The sequence below is a fragment of the Clostridium sp. KNHs205 genome (assembly GCF_000702945.1).
Taxonomy (GTDB): Bacteria; Bacillota; Clostridia; order Lachnospirales; family Lachnospiraceae; genus Anaerocolumna.
Window position 1 is genome coordinate 4,344,211 of record NZ_JNLE01000003.1, and the last position, 15,500, is coordinate 4,359,710.

Sequence of the window (15,500 nt, forward strand, 5' to 3'; positions counted from 1 at the left end):
ACTATTATGCCTGCCTTTTAGCCTTGCCAACAAGGGCTTCCCGCTAAATGAGGCTTCAGCGCTTTCTGTAAGGACTGGAGCTGTGAAAATGCTCAGGGAACTTCTCCTGTAATAGTTTGGCTCCTTCTTCATCTTCTATTACAAGATAAGCATAAATATCATCCAGTCTATCCATTATCTTCTCATGGAATACACCACTTGGCACAAAAGTCAGCTCATTGCTCCTGTTACCTTCAAAGTCCGGAAAAAACAATTCTTCTGAATAAAAGGTACTGGTCTTTGGCTCGTCTTTTAAGACCTCCTCCACCACTTCACCAAGGTGAAGACTGGATGCGATTGCTGCAGCTGCTATTACCAATATCAAAATAATTCGTTTTCTTATGTGGGCAAATTTATAGTGTACGATCTTCTCTTCATATTCACCCAATAATTCAATGAAGTCTTCATGGAAGTTATCTGACAGTTCCTTATCCGCATCCAGTCTTCTCATACCGGTCAGCAGAATATAATGAACCTCAAGTTCCTCCATACAATCGGGGCAGGACCTGATATGCTGCATAAACGCTTCCAATTGCTCCATACTTAATTTGTTATCAATAAAGGGCATCATAAGCCTTTGGACTTCAATGCAGTTCATTATTTACCATACCTTTCGGGTGTTGCACTCTTTTTGAATTACAGATAGATTTGTTTAATTATTTATTTTACCCTTTTTTTTATAATGTTTCAACTATACTTTCAAAAACAGCAGGACAAACCCGGAAAGAAATTTTACGGGTTTGTGTTTATTATTACTGAAATGAAAAGAAACTGATTTTTTTTATATAAATATGTCTTGCTTTTATTTTCATATTATGGTAGAATAATCTTCGCTGATTCAAGACAACCATTTTGATATCAGTATCGAAAATCAGCCGGTGTGTTGGAATTGGCAGACGAGACGGACTCAAAATCCGTTGTCCGTGAGGGCGTGTGGGTTCGAGTCCCACCACCGGCAGTAAAAAAAGACATAGCTTTTCCTTGATGGAAAGTTATGTCTTTTTTTATGCGTAAACATATGGTATCATGAATTAGAAAATGATTCTATAATATAATAGATCGATGATTTATGTATTGGGAAGGGATTGTAATGAAAACAAGATTGGCGCATGTAAGAGCAAATGTTTCTGATTTATATAAATCGATAGAATGGTATGAAAAAATCCTTGGATTTGAATGTACAGGAGCAGATATTAATGACAGTTGGTCCTATGCAGATTTTGAATGCGGTGAAGGTGCTACTTTTGCAATTGCGGTAAGCAGCAAAGGAACAACCAGTGCAAGATTTAATTTTAACGTCGATAACGTTAATGAGCTATGGGAGCAATTAAAAGACAGAGTAACTGTTATTGAAGCAATAGAAACAATGCCTTATGGCAACAAAAAATTTACTATCGCTGATCCTGATGGAAATGAACTTGGTTTTATACAGCAAGGCAGATAGTTCAGATTAAATAAAATGAGGCCATCCATGTGATTACAAAAACCCACAGAGTCCTTAGCACTCTCTGTGGGCTTTTATATTTATCGTATTTAAGTATTTTTTTCTTTTAACAGCATTTCTAAGGTATCTCTTATTAATTCAGAATTTCCCTCATGCTCTTTAATCACTTCACTTACTCTATCATATCCCAGCATTCCTGTATAGGCTGTAGCAAATGCATAAGACTTATCCAATAACTCTTCGCATCTGTCCTTATTTGCCTGAAGAGTTTCTATGCAATTACACCGGAAGATTTCTACTGCCTTTATCAGAAGTTCCAGACTCTCCAGCAAGCTGTCGGCTATTAAAGGAAGGAATGCATTTAGTTCAAATTCTCCGTGGGCAGCAGCCATAGTGATTGCATAATCATTTGCCATTACCTTCATAGCAATCTGAGTTACCATTTCCGGTATGACCGGATTAACTTTTCCCGGCATAATGGAGCTGCCAGCCTGAAGGGCTTTTAATCTTATCTCACCTATGCCTCCGTATGGACCGGAATTCATAAGTCTTAGATCTCCTGATATCTTCATAAGATTTACGGCCAAAGCCTTTAAGAGTCCTGATACCTCAACAAAAACGTCATTGTTCTGCGTAATATCCATTGGATATTCTGCTGCTGCCAGTCCCATTCCAGTTAATTCACGGAGATTTTCTATAACCAGAAACCGATACTTTCGTTCAGAATTTCCTGAAGTTCCTACGGCTGTACCACCTAGATTTATCTGCCTTAGGCGCTCTTCTACTTTATAAAGCCTCCACCTGTCTCTGGCAATTGCCTGGGCATATGCTCCGAATTCTCCCCCCAGGGTAATAGGTATAGCATCCATAAGCTCTGTTCTTCCAAGCTTTTTGATTCCTTCCAGCTCCCGTTCTTTGATTTGCAGCGCTTCCTGCAGACTTGCGCAACCATCACTTAGTTCCCGCAGCAATTCTATGGAGGCAATACGGAGTGCAGTAGGATAAACATCATTGGTAGATTGACCTCTGTTTACATCGTCAAGAGGATGTATCATTATCTGATACCCTTCATCGCTCTCCCGTAGAAGCATCTCAGCAAGATTAGCCAGTACTTCATTCACATTCATATTTGTGGAGGTTCCTGCGCCACCCTGCAGAGCCTCCACCGGAAACTGGTCTCTATATCCCCCCGAAAGGATTCTGTCGCAGGCTTTTATTATCCCTTCATACACACCAGGAGCACCTATCCCCAATTTCAGGTAGCTGATTGCAGCAGCTTTCTTAACTTTAACCAGAGCAAGGATAAGCCTGAGACTGGTTTGTTTATGATCCAGGGCAAAGTTACCGACAGCTTTTTTTGTTTCTGTTCCATAGAGTATGTGTTCAGTTGCAATACTATCTTTGTTTTCTTGAATGTTCTCTATCATATTCCTCTTCTCTTGGTTCCAGAATTATTACAGCTTCTGCGCACTGTTTAAAGGACCATCATCATTCACAACCACACCATTCAGGTTAAAATACTACAACTCTTCCGGTATTTCCTGAAGAATTGACGGGAATATTTCAAGACTTCGTCTTAAGATTCCCTGCATATATGCTATCAGTATTCCATAGTTGGTTATGGGTATTCCTTGATCAACACTGCATTTTTGACGATATTTCACTTCTCTTTCCGTCAGCATGCAGCCACCGCAATGGACAATCAGCTGGTACGGGCTTAAGTCTTCCGGAAACTGCCCTCCTGAAGTAAATTCAAACTGAAATTCTTTACCGGTATAGTTCTTAATCCAGCGCGGAAGCTTTACGGTTCCAATATCATCACATTGCCTATGATGAGTACAGCCTTCACAGATAAGTATTCTATCTCCCTCCTTAAGCTGCTCTAAAACTGCCACTCCCTTAACGGCCTCCAGCAGTAAACCCTTATACCTGGCAAATAAGATGGAAAAGGAGGTAAGAGGTATATCTTTTGGTGTATCAGCAGATACCTTTGCAAACACCTGGCTGTCGGTTATTACAAGACTGGGCTTTTTCCCTAAATTCTCAAGGGTTTCCTTCAGTTCATACTCTTTTACTACAATTGCCGTTCCGTCAGCCTCCAGGATATCCCTTATGGTCTGTTGTTGAGGTAGTATAAGCCTCCCTTTCGGAGCCGCTTTATCTATGGGTACTACTAATATAACAAAATCTGATGGATGTATAATATCACCAACTATTCGAAGCTTACTATCTTCTGTCGGTACTATTTTAGAAACAATATTTTTAATTGTTTCAATATTCAAGCCGGTAACCGCACTTACAAAGATTTCATTCTGACCATACTGCTCTGCTGGTATTTCCTTAAGCAGATCAGCCTTATTGTATGCCAATAGATAGGGAATCTTCTTCTCTTCAAAGAGCTTGATCAGCTCAATATCAGTAGCTGACTTCCCTGCCTGCGCATCAATTATTAAGATAGCGATATCGGTCTTATTCAATACCTGTCTTGTTCTTCTTACTCTTAATTCCCCTAAAGCTCCTTCGTCATCAATTCCAGGAGTATCTATAATCATCACCGGACCTAATGGCAGCAGCTCCATTGCTTTATAAACAGGATCTGTAGTTGTTCCTTTTACATCTGAAACCACTGACAGCTCTTGTCCTGTAATTTTATTAACCAAGCTTGATTTACCGGCATTTCGTTTACCAAAAAAACCTATATGTAAACGGTCTGCGGAGGGTGTTTCATTTAATCCCATACTGCCATCTCCTTTGTGTTCTTAACATAATCATGCGAATTTATGGTATCACAAATCACATATCAAATCAAGAAATTGTACAGACAAAAAATGCACTCTCCATATGACAGTCTGCTTACAGCCCACTGTATATAAGGTGCATAGTTTTAAATGTATTGTATTTTAATTTAAGCAGTATTGCAAAATCAAATATTTGGATTAAACCAGATAATGCAGTCATACGCCCAGAAAGCTTATGCGCAGGGTAACCTGTTATTATATATAAGCTTATATAATTTCTATAAATTACTCCTAAATATCAAAACTAAAATCTACAAAGAAGGGTTATATTCTGGGCACTGCAGCCAAAAGCACAAATCATAAAATAATCCCCTCTTCTGATTAGCTGCTTTTCCATGGCTTCATAGAGAGCTATAAACGGACTGCTCGTACCTGTATCTCCGTAAACATCACCAATATAAGGGCTGGCAGATTTATCTATTACCATCCGTTCTCTTATGACCTCAAGTCCTTCTTTGCTGTTTTGTGAGAAACAAAACATATTTATCTTTTCTATTGTAAGAGAATTTCTTGAAAGTATTGTTGATATAGACTCCTCCAAGGCTTCAACATTAAAGATTTTCTTTTTATAAATGGAAAATTCCATATCATTTCCATCTTTTATCAGAAACATATTTGAAAAACCACAGTGGGGAAATAATGGTGAATCTGTATCATCCGGACTAACTATACTTAGTGCGTCACATACACCGCTTTCTTCATCGGTTTTCTCTAACAGAACGGCACATGCAGCATCTCCCTGATTTTGGGTATCGATGTTCATATAATCACAACCTATCAGAAGAGCACGTTTTATGTGAGGGCTCATAGTCATATATTTGGAAATCTGATCAAAAGCCAAGGTCATTCCACAACCATTGGAATTAACATCATAACAGATACATTCTTTCTTACCGCCAATTACATTATGTATTTTGGCAGAAGTTGCAGGTGAAACATATTCCGGCAATTGACTGGAAAGTACGATCATATCCATGTCCGCTCCTGATAAATCTGTTTTAAGGAATAAATCCTGAATTGCGTCCAGCGAAAGCAGTATGGTATTATGCCAGTTATGCTTGCTTCCCTGTTTCTTACACTTATTCTCCGACAGAGCCGTACTCGTACTTCTGTATTCTTTTTCTGCTGTGTGCATTACACTTTTCGTTTGACTGGAAACTACCTGTCCTCGGCTGACTGATATGTCTGCAATTTTTATGTGTACCATAGTGTTCCTCTATCTTATATTTATTTTAAAATAACAGTAAAGGCAATATAAGTTGATGTAAGTTCTAAACCGCTTTCAAATATATAAATAACAAAGCTTTATTTAATAATCTGAAAGCAAAACTTAATTCAAGTTATATAAAAAGAAAAGCTAGCCTGAAAATGCCATGGCTAGTCTTATCATGGTAACTCGGCTGCCATAGCTTTCGCCTTAGGCCCGTGGCTTTGCGTCTCTGCCTTTTGGCAGGTTTGCCTTTATCTTACAATATGATATTAATATTTGACCGGTAATAGGAATAATTACCTACTCTTATTATATACTAATTTGATTAATAAGCAAGCTTTTTTCGCTAATTTTGTCATTCTTAGACATATTTTGTTTGAGATAGTCTCCATTGAAACTAAAAATGTGGTTTTTTACAAAAAAGCTCATGTGCATATCGTTGGAATTGCGTCATGAGCAAGAAATTGTCCCTTAATGGATTATCATATCCGTTATATCTTTATAAGTTGTATAAGGTTTGATATGATAAGTACCAACCCTTATCTTTCTGGAGTAATTATTTATTATTAGATATTGATTAAAAGCACCAGCATCTTCAATTATACCATTCTCTTTCAATATACGAGTAACCTTTTCAGAGGACATACCTTCTGTAATAACGATTTCTTTTGCAGTATCCTCTGTACTTTCTTCAGGTGTATCAGAATCGTTCTTTGAGGTTCCATTAGCTTCTGAAGTATTTTCTGTACCTGTTTCCCCTGTCTGCGCACTATTATCATCTGTAATAGCATCAGTTCCATTTTTATCGTCAGTTTTACTATCATCAGAGTTTTCCGGTGCTTCGCTTATATCATCCTTTTTGTCATCGGTGACTGGAACTTCTTCCGCTTCGTCTGATTCCTCTGTACCATTTTCCTGCGGGATTTCAGTGGGTGTCGGAGTAGCCAGTAAATCATCCAGTGAATTTACCGTACTGCTCTCAACCATACCCAGCTCTTTTGCTCTTGCGATTATCTGCTCATCAGAAAGCCCATTCTTGGATGATCCATGAAATGCTACAGACATTACAACAGCTGAAAAAAGTATGCCGACACCAATTCCTCTTACATAATATTTTAGATTCATACATTCCTCTTATCTTGTAAAATTCTTACTGTTGCTTTGCATTTTCTTTATACAGATCAACTACTAACTTGACTTCACCCTGTCCAATTTCCAGTGCTTTTGAAATATCCACAATGGAAAAGCCCTGTGAATAAAGCTCCAGTATCTTCTGATTAGAATTACTGCTTGCTTCTGAATCTTCTGGGATTAACGTTTGTTTTTGCTCCACTTTCACTTGAGAAACATTTTTTTTGCTTTTTGATACATTAGTATCTTTTGCAGTTTCAGAACGAACGGAGGCTTCTTCAATGACTTTTTTCTGTTTATCAGCATTTCTCATCAGAGTTTTCAGTTCTTCTTCTTTTTCACCAAGCATATTATACAAAAATACAACCTCTTCGTGATTAAGCTTGATTTTTTCTAAGATCTGTTCTGAAAAATCATTTACGGCGATAATTTTTTCATTGGATAATTGGCTGAGCTGATTTTCAGTTTTATATAGATATCCTTCCGTGGTCTCCTGACACATCTCTTCTACCTGCTGTTTCAGTCCGCTTATATCCATAACTTTTTCATCGAGACCTGTATTCAGCACAAAATCCTTGCCCTTCTTATCTGTTTTATCAACCATAAAACAACTAATAATTATTATTGCAATTCCTACGATTATAAGGACTATTGCTGTTCCCATTTTATGTCCTCCGGTTTATAATGATATCTGTTTATTGCCAGCCGTTAAATTCTGATATCGATAGAGCCGGATCTGGTTTTCTTATTTTCTTCCTTTGACTCTTCTTTTTTCTGTTTTTTTGACTTGGAACCAAAAAAACTATTATTTCCCTTTTCTTTCGCATCATATCGGTATTCTTTATTTTCACTTTTTAATGCTTTAACAGGTTGTTGGCTGTTGTGTTTTATTTCACTGTTAATTTTATTATGTATAACAATCTGATCATTTATAGGCTTCTGACTTTCCTGATGCTTATAACCAGATACCTCCTGGGATTTAGGAGCCATTGTAACTACTTCTATTGGTGTTATTGGCATAAGGCAACCTCCTTTATAATCCAACTACCTTAATATCAGCTCTGTCTCTGATAAATTTAGAGTAATGAGTTTCCGTCTTTACATGATAGTTTACATTGGATATAACGATTTTAACGCCTGGATAAGCAACATTTTCTACTTTGATCCAACCACCGTCACTGTTTCCAATTTCTACCCGAAGCATATCAAATTTATTCTGACACTCTTTATATTCAGTTCGTAACTGTATACAGTTATTGGTAGCCAATCTGATGTATTCTAATTTTTCCGGGGAAAGTTTCTCGCCTTGACTTATTTTCCTTTTATAGGTTTCAATAATAGGCAGCAGCTTGTCCAAATCTGCATCAATAGCAGCTATTCTTTTCTGCACTTCCCTGTATTGCTCCACTTTTTTGGGATCGATACCAACTTCTAATTGAGTGAAAGTTCCCATAGTGGAACCGGCTGTTTTTACTGTAATGGAGGTTCCCGAAGTTATTTCACCACCAGTGATAAAGCCCTTCTTACCACCAACTATAATATCGCCTCTTGCTGATATTTTACTGTGTAAAATTGCTTCCGTGGATACATACCCACCGGACTTAACAACGGCATTCTCAAAAAATTTAGAAATAATATTTCCTTCCGCTTCCATAATTCCTTTGTTCATGCCCTGCATTCCCCGTTTTAAGACAATCTGTCCGGTAGCATAGAGTCTTGCACCTTCCACAACACCATCTACGATAATATCACCTTTTGCTTTGATGGAATATCCTGCACGAACATTACCTTTCACCGTAACATTACCTTCGTAATCAATGTCTCCTGTAGAGGAATCCACGTCAGCCAACACCTCGTAAGTATTTGATACAAATACTTTTCCATTTACTAATTCCACATGTCCGCTTACATCAGAATACATTTTAAGACCATCCTCTGATAAATGGATATCTCTGCTGTGTTTTAGAACTTTTTTTGTTACTTTTCTGGGTGGAATTGCATTACCTGTAACATCAATACCAGGCTTTCCATAAACTTCAGGCTCTAAAACGGCAAGTAAATCTCCTTTATTAATGGAGCTGATCATATCCAGCTGGTGAAAATCTACTGTACCGTCTTCTTTTTCCTTTGGTTTTAGTGTCTTATCTGTGTTGAAATAATAGATTATTTCTGCGTCTTTACCTTCAATGGGCTTTAACCCTCTGGCCAGTGTTATCATTTCATTATATATTGGATTAATCAGATATGCATCTATAATATCTTCAATAACACCATATTTAACACCTGCACGTTTAAGAATATCCAGTATATCATTCTTGGTCAGCATTTTTCCGCCTACTACAGGTGGATAAAAATATCCTTCCACATACATCCTGTCTGGTGAAATACTGACATCCAAAAGCTCATTAACTTGTGAGAAGATGGCTGGAGTCAGTTTAATTTCGATCATTTTATCTTTTGACGTATTGATTGCTCTCGCAAGAGCATTGACATCATAATCATACAATTGGATTTTGCTAAAATAATTTACTACATCATTGAATTCCAGTGCTTTACCGTCAGATCTTCCCGGTATTAACCTGATGTATGTTCCATCCGCCTTAATAACAAGTTGAAAGTAACCGTTCCTATTAACCATACTCTTCTCCCTACGCTATGTCATAAACAATAACTCTATATTACAACCAAGCTTTCGCCTCATCTTTTGCAGTGCTTTGGTATGCAGCTGCGATATTCTGGATTCAGATACCTCAAGCACATTGCTGATTTCTTTTAGTGTCAACTCTTCGTAGTAGTATAAGATAATTACTTTTTTTTCTTTTTCAGTCAACACTTCCAGTGCATCCGTCAGAATAGTTTTTAATTCATTTCTTTCCGTTATCTGTTCAGGAGTTTCATAATTAGAGCTTAAGTTAGACTCTACATTACTTTCGCTGCCCTGCTCCAGAAACTCATCCAGGGAAAATAAATTGGATATATTCGTCTGGTTCTGCCACAACTCATAATCCTTCATAGATAGTTCTAATTCATTTGCCATCTCTTCATCGGTAGCGGCTCTTCCAAGAACACTTTCCAGTTTCTGATATGCTGTATCCATCTTACGCTGCTTTTGTCTCAAGGTTCTTGGTATCCAGTCCATCTTCCTTATTTCATCCAGTATTGCTCCCCTAATTCTGAAACTGGCATAGGTTTCAAATTTAACACCTTTGGTGTAATCAAATTTATCCACCGCATCTATGAGTCCAAATATTCCATAACCAACTAAATCTTCGTATTCCACATTGTAACCCAAATACATACTGAGCCTTCCAGCTACAACTTTTACTAATCCAGCATATTCAGTTATGAGTCTTTCACGCACTTCAGAAGTCTTGTTCTTACTGTAATCCTCCCAAAGTTTGATTTTGTACTCTGCGTTCATCTATTATCCCCCAAATTCTGAATATCTCAGCCTTTTTAAATTATATACTTTAAGCTGATTCACTCGAAATTCTGCGTATTTTTAAAGACAACTGAATACTTCGCCTTTTTTATCTAGTATAATAAAAAAGCCACCAATTATACTTGTTCAACTTCTTCTTTGAGCACGTCTTCTGTTAAATTATCTGCTGCTGCATTTTCTTCTGTATTCTCTATATTTTTATCTGCTGCCTGTTTTTCACTTGTTGCTTTACGGATGACTGCTGCCGCTATCTTACCCAGAATAAAGAATCCTATCAGCACCAGAAACACTCTCCAGAGACTTACTAAAAGTGTTTCATGATTTATGATATTTACAATACTCATCACTGCACCTGCCAAAAGCATCACTGCAGGTGCTATATATCTGTCTTTCATATAAACTCCCATCTGCGTGCTTTAGCACACGTACATAATAAACAGCTTCCTTCTGTGAGTACCAAAGAATCAGATAATCTTCACCGGCTTACCTACTGACTTAACATACAACTCACCCGTCTCCGGATAAAATTCAATTGTCCTACCATAATTTAAACCGGTATCTTCAGCTATAATTTTAATTCCGAGGGATGCCAGTTTTTGTTTACTGGCTTCAATATTTCGTTCTCCGATACGTAACATATCGTTATTAGAGTTAAAAGCAAACATTTGGGCTCCGCCTGCAATTTTTGCTGTCAGCCGGTTCTTATTTGCTCCTATGGAAACCATTTTCTCAATCAGCACATCTATTCCAGTATCTGCGAATTTAGCAGTGTTTTCATTATTCTTAATCTTTGTACTATCAGGCAGCATGACATGAACCATTCCTGCTGTCTTTTTCACAGAGTCATAAAGGGTAATTCCAACACATGAACCTAGTCCTAATGTTGTCAGTGCATCTGGTGAGCTGCATACATTCATATCTGCCATTCCTACTTTAACCATTACGCTCATATAATCACCTATAATCCTAAGGATTTTAATATAACATCGTATGATTCCAAAGTAGGTATTAAGATAAAGTAACCATTGACATCCGAATCATCTTTAACAAACTGTGTTTCAATAATAAGTGCTTTATCACCAACCTTACCAAATTCGATAGCTGGTACACTTAAGATAGCACCGGCCATGTCAATGGACATATAGGGTATACTGGCATTTATTTTAATACCAGTGAGGGTTGACAGTGAGGACAGGTATGCTCCGGCAATGATATTTCCTATCTCTCTAAGTGCTGAGTACTCCATTTCCGTAAAATCCTCAAGCTTTGAAGATTTGCCCATAAGAATATTTACTATACGGCAGGCTGACATCTGTTCCATCATGAACATCATCATACCATTAATTTCGCCTTCCAGGGTAATGAGGATTCCTACAACGATTTCCTCCGCACCTCCAAGCATATCCGGAAGTTCTTTAATATTGAGCAGATCCACCTTTGGTACATTCATATCAACCTTACTGTTTATCATAGTGGATAAAGCAGTTGTAGCATTACCTGCACCAATATTTCCGATTTCTTTTAAAACGTCATATTGCATGTTGTCTATGTTATCTAAATTAATATTTGGCAATGCTATCTCTCCTTATACTGTTTCTTTCTCCACTATAACCCCATTAATATTGAGTAAAGAAATCAGGCTGTCATTATGTTTACCTATTCCTGAGAGGTAACCATTTTTGTCTTCAACTGCACTATTGGTGACTTTTTCCACCATACTGTCATCTAATGTAACCACTTCTTTTACTTCATCTACTATTATGCCCACAGCTGATTGAGAATCAAATTTAATTATGATAATCCTGGAAGCACCTGTAATCTTATCCTCTTCCAATCCAAATTTTAAACGAAGGCTCATTACAGGAATGATCTCACCTCTTAAATTGATAACACCTTTGAAATAATGCTGGGCTTTTGGTACTCTCGTTATACTTTGCATACGAACTATATTATCAATATATTTAATATCAATACCATATTGCTCTATTCCTATTTTTACTACTATATATTGCTTTCCGTCATTAACTGTATTTTCCATATGAACCCCCTCCTTCTAGACCAGCGTATTAACATCGAGAATCAGGGCAACCTCACCGTCACCAAGTATGGTAGCTCCGCCTATGATCTTATTATTATTAATAAACTTACCAATTGACTTAATAACAATTTCCTGCTGTCCGATTAAATTATCCACTACAAGACCAGCAAGTCTGTCCCCTTTTGATATAATAACGACAATCATGTTCTCCTGGTTTTCTTTATCACCCGGTACATCCAGAATCTGATTTAAACGAAGTAAAGGTATAACATTTCCGCGCAGATTAATAACTTCCTTGGAGTGTACATACTTTATGTCAGAAGCGGCCACGTCTTCAATGGTCTGAATACTTCCAAGAGGTATTGCATACTTCTCAGAACCAAGCTCTACCATTAATGCCTGTATAATGGCCAAGGTAAGAGGTAATCTGATTATGAAGTTACTTCCTGCTCCAAGTTTTGTTTTCGCTTCAATATCTCCGCCCAGTGCTTCGATTTTTGTCTTTACAACATCAAGACCAACTCCTCTGCCTGATACATCCGTAATAACTTCTGCAGTTGAGAAGCTGGGTTTGAATAACAAATCAATAATTTCTTTGTCAGACATTACTTCTGCCTGTTCATTTGTAATAGTCCCTTTTTCAACCGCTTTTCTCTTAACTTTTTCAACATTGATGCCTGCACCATCATCTCTGACTTCAATTACAACGTTATTTCCATCCTGATAAGCATCCAGATAGATAGAGCCTGCAGCAGGTTTGCCTTTAGCCGCACGTTCTTCATTGCTTTCAAGTCCATGGTCTGCTGCATTACGCAGTAAATGCATCAGCGGATCACCAATTTCATCTATAACGGTTCGGTCTAATTCTGTCTCCTCACCTGTCATATAGAGTTCCATCTTCTTATTTAAGGATTTGGATAAATCTCTTATCATTCGAGGGAATCGGTTTAATACACTTTCAATAGGAACCATTCGAACCTTCATTACAGATTCATGAAGATTGGTAGTAACTCTTTCAAGGTATTCAATCTGTTCATTGAAGCCGGAATCTGTCTTAGAGCTTTTCTCTCCGGTATTCATGGAAACCAGGCCGTTCTTTGCTATAATCAGCTCACTTACCAAATTCATAAGTACGTCGAGTTTTTCAATATCCACGCGGACCGAACGGTTTACAACAGGTTTGGAACTCTGCTGCTTAACTGTACTTTGAGCTGCTGTTTTATTCTGATTATTATTTCTTAATTCTTTTTCTTCTGGCTGAGCAGCTTCATTTTCTTCAGCTGCTTCTGAGGATGTGACATAAATCGGCTCTATAAAAACTTCTTTGATTTCAGATACGCTTAAAATTGTTTTTCTTACTTTCTCAATATCCTCTTTCGTTAAAAGTACAACACTGAAATCAAGGTCAAATTTCTCATCTTCGATATCCTGTACTTCGGGTTTTGATTTGATTACATCTCCCAAACTTTCTAAAGCCTTGAATACAAGGAAAGCTCTTGCGGCTTTTAATATACAATATTCCTGCACAAAAACTGTTATGCCATATGCACGTACTCCGACTTTGTCCGCTTTTGCAATAGCGTTTTTTTCATATTCTGCAAGGGGTAATTCCTTGTATTTTCCTGTAGAAGCGGAAACAGTGTCTACTGCTGCTGCACTGACTGCCTGTGTTGCCTGAACCTGTTCCTTAACTCCGTCAGCAGCTTTGCCTAATCCTGCATTCAGGATGCTGTTAAGCTGTTGTATGATATCTTCATAATCTTCAGTTCCTTCATCAGCACTTGCCTGTATATTACTTAAATAACCTTCCAGCGCATCAAGGCCCTTAAACAATACATCAACCAGTTCCGCAGTAACACCCATCTTGCCGTTTCTGATTTCAGAAAAAACATTTTCCATATCATGAGTCAATCTCTGCATTCTCTTAAAGCCCATGGTTCCAGCCATACCTTTAAGAGAGTGAGCTGCCCTGAATATTTCATTTATAGTCTCACTATTTTCCGGTTCAGTTTCCAATATTAATAACTGTTGGTTTAAACTCTGTAAATGTTCTTTTGTTTCATCAATAAATATCTCAAGATATTGACTCACATCCATATTATTGTACCCCCAGACTTTTTTGTATTGCATCTGCTATTTTTTCCAATGGAACTACCTCATTGACAAGTCCATTATCTCTGACGACCTTTGGCATGCCATATACTGTGCTGGTAGCTTCATCCTGTGCAATTACATAAACGTTCTTTTTTTCTTTTAGTTTTTTTATACCATAGGTTCCGTCGCTGCCCATTCCGGTTAATACCACACAGATGATGTCAGTATACGCAGAATCTGCAATGGATTCATACATATAATCAGCACATGGCTTTAAACCATTTTTTGCAGGTTCCTGTGTAACTGTTAACACTTCTTTGTTCAGGTCTGCCCGTGTCAGCCGCATCTGATATCCGCCTTTTGCTATATAGGCTGTATTTTCTGAAAGGGATTCCAAATGTTCTGCTTCTTTCACTCTTATATTACTGATTTCATTCAATCTGTTCGCCAGAGAAGCTGTAAATCCTTCTGGCATATGCTGTACAATAAGTACACTGCAGCCTAATGCGGCACTGAGTTTAGGAATAACCTGCTGTAATGCTTTTGGACCACCGGTAGAACATGCAATTGCTATTAACTTTCTGCCTGTTCTGTTTAATGAGGAAACCTTAGGAAGAATTGCTGAGGAAGAAGAACTGATTGATTCATTCTTTACAGAAATATTGCTATTTGTAGCCGTTTTGTAAAAACTGTTGGATTTCAGAGAACTGTCTTCTCTTTGTATTTCTCGTATGTTTGTTCCATTCAGTTTTGTTGCAACCTCAAGGCATGCTACAATTTTATTTTTAAATTTATCACTTTTTACCTCAAAGAAGCTTTCCGGTTTGGTAACAAAATCAAATGCGCCTAATTCTAAAGCTCTGATTGTCTCTTTTGCTCCTTCTTTTGCCAAAGTGCTGACAATAATTATAGTTGCTTTGATATTCTTCTGCTCAAGCTGTTCTAATAGTTCAATTCCGCTCATCTGAGGCATGTTAATATCTAAAATCACAGCATCATATACTTCTTTATGCTGTGTTAATAACATAAATGCCTCCAGTCCGTTAACAGCAACTTTTGAAACGTGAAACCTAGGATCTGAATTTATTATATCAGAGAGTACCCTTCTCATGAGTGCAGAGTCATCAACTATTAAAACTTTTTTCTGCATATTAACCCCTTTCGTGAACATCAAATCTTTGATTTAATATTCCTGAATCCGTAGTTGAAAGAATAGTCGTTATTTTAACCTATAACTCCCATCTGTGCACTTTAGAGCACTTACTTACATATCAAGATATTTTTAATATCTTTTGCTTATATAT

Annotated in this window: 16 protein-coding genes, 1 tRNA gene and 1 riboswitch; of the genes, 2 read left to right on the plus strand and 15 right to left on the minus strand. The window is 37.5% G+C overall.

The annotated features are described in order from the left end of the window. Positions 1 to 55 precede the first annotated feature (55 nt). Positions 56 to 637, minus strand: coding sequence for a zf-HC2 domain-containing protein (locus BR73_RS0118015; RefSeq protein ID WP_033166680.1), 582 nt, complete (start codon positions 635 to 637; stop codon positions 56 to 58). A gap of 276 nt (positions 638 to 913) precedes the next feature. Between BR73_RS0118015 and BR73_RS0118020 the strand changes: the two genes are divergently transcribed. Both BR73_RS0118020 and BR73_RS0118025 read left to right on the plus strand, forming a co-directional pair. Continuing rightward, positions 914 to 997: transfer RNA gene (locus tag BR73_RS0118020), tRNA-Leu, on the plus strand. A 132-nt stretch (positions 998 to 1,129) separates the two neighbouring features. Continuing rightward, the gene (locus BR73_RS0118025) at positions 1,130 to 1,483 is read left to right on the plus strand and encodes a VOC family protein (RefSeq protein WP_033166681.1); all 354 of its coding nucleotides are present in this window, start codon (positions 1,130 to 1,132) and stop codon (positions 1,481 to 1,483) included. Between the two features lie 89 nt (positions 1,484 to 1,572). Here the strand turns inward: BR73_RS0118025 and BR73_RS0118030 are convergent, their stop codons facing one another. The 14 genes from BR73_RS0118030 to cheB all read right to left on the minus strand — a co-directional run bounded on the left by BR73_RS0118030 (position 1,573) and on the right by cheB (position 15,367). Continuing rightward, complete coding sequence (locus BR73_RS0118030) at positions 1,573 to 2,910, minus strand: aspartate ammonia-lyase (protein ID WP_051685294.1); 1,338 nt, start codon at positions 2,908 to 2,910, stop codon at positions 1,573 to 1,575. Between the two features lie 93 nt (positions 2,911 to 3,003). After that, a complete protein-coding gene (gene hydF / locus BR73_RS0118035) occupies positions 3,004 to 4,221 on the minus strand; it encodes a [FeFe] hydrogenase H-cluster maturation GTPase HydF (protein WP_033166682.1) in 1,218 nt (405 codons plus the stop codon). 304 nt (positions 4,222 to 4,525) lie between these two features. Next, entirely contained in the window at positions 4,526 to 5,488 is a 963-nt protein-coding gene (locus BR73_RS0118040; RefSeq protein ID WP_033166683.1) for a 3-oxoacyl-[acyl-carrier-protein] synthase III C-terminal domain-containing protein, read from the minus strand. A gap of 180 nt (positions 5,489 to 5,668) precedes the next feature. Further along, a riboswitch (cyclic di-GMP riboswitch) is annotated at positions 5,669 to 5,751 on the minus strand. Between the two features lie 211 nt (positions 5,752 to 5,962). Further along, positions 5,963 to 6,616 carry an endolytic transglycosylase MltG gene (locus BR73_RS0118045; protein WP_033166684.1) on the minus strand — a complete coding sequence of 218 codons (654 nt, stop codon included), beginning with the start codon at positions 6,614 to 6,616 and terminating at the stop codon, positions 5,963 to 5,965. A 25-nt stretch (positions 6,617 to 6,641) separates the two neighbouring features. Beyond that, positions 6,642 to 7,286: a DUF6115 domain-containing protein gene (locus tag BR73_RS0118050; RefSeq protein WP_033166685.1), complete on the minus strand. Its 645-nt coding sequence runs from the start codon at positions 7,284 to 7,286 to the stop codon at positions 6,642 to 6,644. Between the two features lie 44 nt (positions 7,287 to 7,330). Beyond that, entirely contained in the window at positions 7,331 to 7,642 is a 312-nt protein-coding gene (locus BR73_RS0118055; RefSeq protein ID WP_033166686.1) for a hypothetical protein, read from the minus strand. A gap of 13 nt (positions 7,643 to 7,655) precedes the next feature. Then, on the minus strand, positions 7,656 to 9,260 hold the full coding sequence (locus tag BR73_RS0118060; protein ID WP_051685295.1) for a FapA family protein: 1,605 nt from the start codon (positions 9,258 to 9,260) through the stop codon (positions 7,656 to 7,658). Between the two features lie 15 nt (positions 9,261 to 9,275). Next, positions 9,276 to 10,043 (minus strand): FliA/WhiG family RNA polymerase sigma factor, encoded by a 768-nt coding sequence (locus BR73_RS0118065; RefSeq protein ID WP_033166687.1) that lies wholly within the window; start codon positions 10,041 to 10,043, stop codon positions 9,276 to 9,278. 137 nt (positions 10,044 to 10,180) lie between these two features. After that, positions 10,181 to 10,459 carry a hypothetical protein gene (locus BR73_RS0118070; RefSeq protein WP_033166688.1) on the minus strand — a complete coding sequence of 93 codons (279 nt, stop codon included), beginning with the start codon at positions 10,457 to 10,459 and terminating at the stop codon, positions 10,181 to 10,183. A 69-nt stretch (positions 10,460 to 10,528) separates the two neighbouring features. Then, the gene (locus BR73_RS0118075) at positions 10,529 to 11,014 is read right to left on the minus strand and encodes a chemotaxis protein CheD (RefSeq protein WP_033166689.1); all 486 of its coding nucleotides are present in this window, start codon (positions 11,012 to 11,014) and stop codon (positions 10,529 to 10,531) included. Positions 11,015 to 11,022: 8 nt separating this feature from the next. Next, positions 11,023 to 11,637 carry a chemotaxis protein CheC gene (locus tag BR73_RS0118080; protein ID WP_197032680.1) on the minus strand — a complete coding sequence of 205 codons (615 nt, stop codon included), beginning with the start codon at positions 11,635 to 11,637 and terminating at the stop codon, positions 11,023 to 11,025. 12 nt (positions 11,638 to 11,649) lie between these two features. After that, positions 11,650 to 12,102 carry a chemotaxis protein CheW gene (locus BR73_RS0118085; protein WP_033166690.1) on the minus strand — a complete coding sequence of 151 codons (453 nt, stop codon included), beginning with the start codon at positions 12,100 to 12,102 and terminating at the stop codon, positions 11,650 to 11,652. A gap of 15 nt (positions 12,103 to 12,117) precedes the next feature. Further along, positions 12,118 to 14,199, minus strand: a complete 2,082-nt coding sequence (locus tag BR73_RS0118090; protein ID WP_033166691.1) for a chemotaxis protein CheA — start codon at positions 14,197 to 14,199, stop codon at positions 12,118 to 12,120. Between the two features lies 1 nt (position 14,200). Beyond that, on the minus strand, positions 14,201 to 15,367 hold the full coding sequence (gene cheB / locus BR73_RS0118095) for a chemotaxis-specific protein-glutamate methyltransferase CheB (protein WP_347463472.1): 1,167 nt from the start codon (positions 15,365 to 15,367) through the stop codon (positions 14,201 to 14,203). Between the last annotated feature and the right edge of the window lie 133 nt (positions 15,368 to 15,500).

What these genes read in the sequence shown, in the direction of transcription:
- BR73_RS0118030 (WP_051685294.1), bottom strand. Translation starts at nt 2,910, where the DNA reads ATGATAGAGAACATTCAAGAAAACAAAGATAGTATTGCAACTGAACAC.
- BR73_RS0118055 (WP_033166686.1), bottom strand. Translation starts at nt 7,642, where the DNA reads ATGCCAATAACACCAATAGAAGTAGTTACAATGGCTCCTAAATCCCAG.
- BR73_RS0118075 (WP_033166689.1), bottom strand. Translation starts at nt 11,014, where the DNA reads ATGAGCGTAATGGTTAAAGTAGGAATGGCAGATATGAATGTATGCAGC.
- BR73_RS0118015 (WP_033166680.1), bottom strand. Translation starts at nt 637, where the DNA reads ATGAACTGCATTGAAGTCCAAAGGCTTATGATGCCCTTTATTGATAAC.
- BR73_RS0118050 (WP_033166685.1), bottom strand. Translation starts at nt 7,286, where the DNA reads ATGGGAACAGCAATAGTCCTTATAATCGTAGGAATTGCAATAATAATT.
- BR73_RS0118070 (WP_033166688.1), bottom strand. Translation starts at nt 10,459, where the DNA reads ATGAAAGACAGATATATAGCACCTGCAGTGATGCTTTTGGCAGGTGCA.
- BR73_RS0118090 (WP_033166691.1), bottom strand. Translation starts at nt 14,199, where the DNA reads ATGGATGTGAGTCAATATCTTGAGATATTTATTGATGAAACAAAAGAA.
- BR73_RS0118025 (WP_033166681.1), top strand. Translation starts at nt 1,130, where the DNA reads ATGAAAACAAGATTGGCGCATGTAAGAGCAAATGTTTCTGATTTATAT.
- BR73_RS0118045 (WP_033166684.1), bottom strand. Translation starts at nt 6,616, where the DNA reads ATGAATCTAAAATATTATGTAAGAGGAATTGGTGTCGGCATACTTTTT.
- BR73_RS0118040 (WP_033166683.1), bottom strand. Translation starts at nt 5,488, where the DNA reads ATGGTACACATAAAAATTGCAGACATATCAGTCAGCCGAGGACAGGTA.
- BR73_RS0118065 (WP_033166687.1), bottom strand. Translation starts at nt 10,043, where the DNA reads ATGAACGCAGAGTACAAAATCAAACTTTGGGAGGATTACAGTAAGAAC.
- BR73_RS0118085 (WP_033166690.1), bottom strand. Translation starts at nt 12,102, where the DNA reads ATGGAAAATACAGTTAATGACGGAAAGCAATATATAGTAGTAAAAATA.
- BR73_RS0118060 (WP_051685295.1), bottom strand. Translation starts at nt 9,260, where the DNA reads ATGGTTAATAGGAACGGTTACTTTCAACTTGTTATTAAGGCGGATGGA.
- cheB (WP_347463472.1), bottom strand. Translation starts at nt 15,367, where the DNA reads ATGTTCACGAAAGGGGTTAATATGCAGAAAAAAGTTTTAATAGTTGAT.
- hydF (WP_033166682.1), bottom strand. Translation starts at nt 4,221, where the DNA reads ATGGGATTAAATGAAACACCCTCCGCAGACCGTTTACATATAGGTTTT.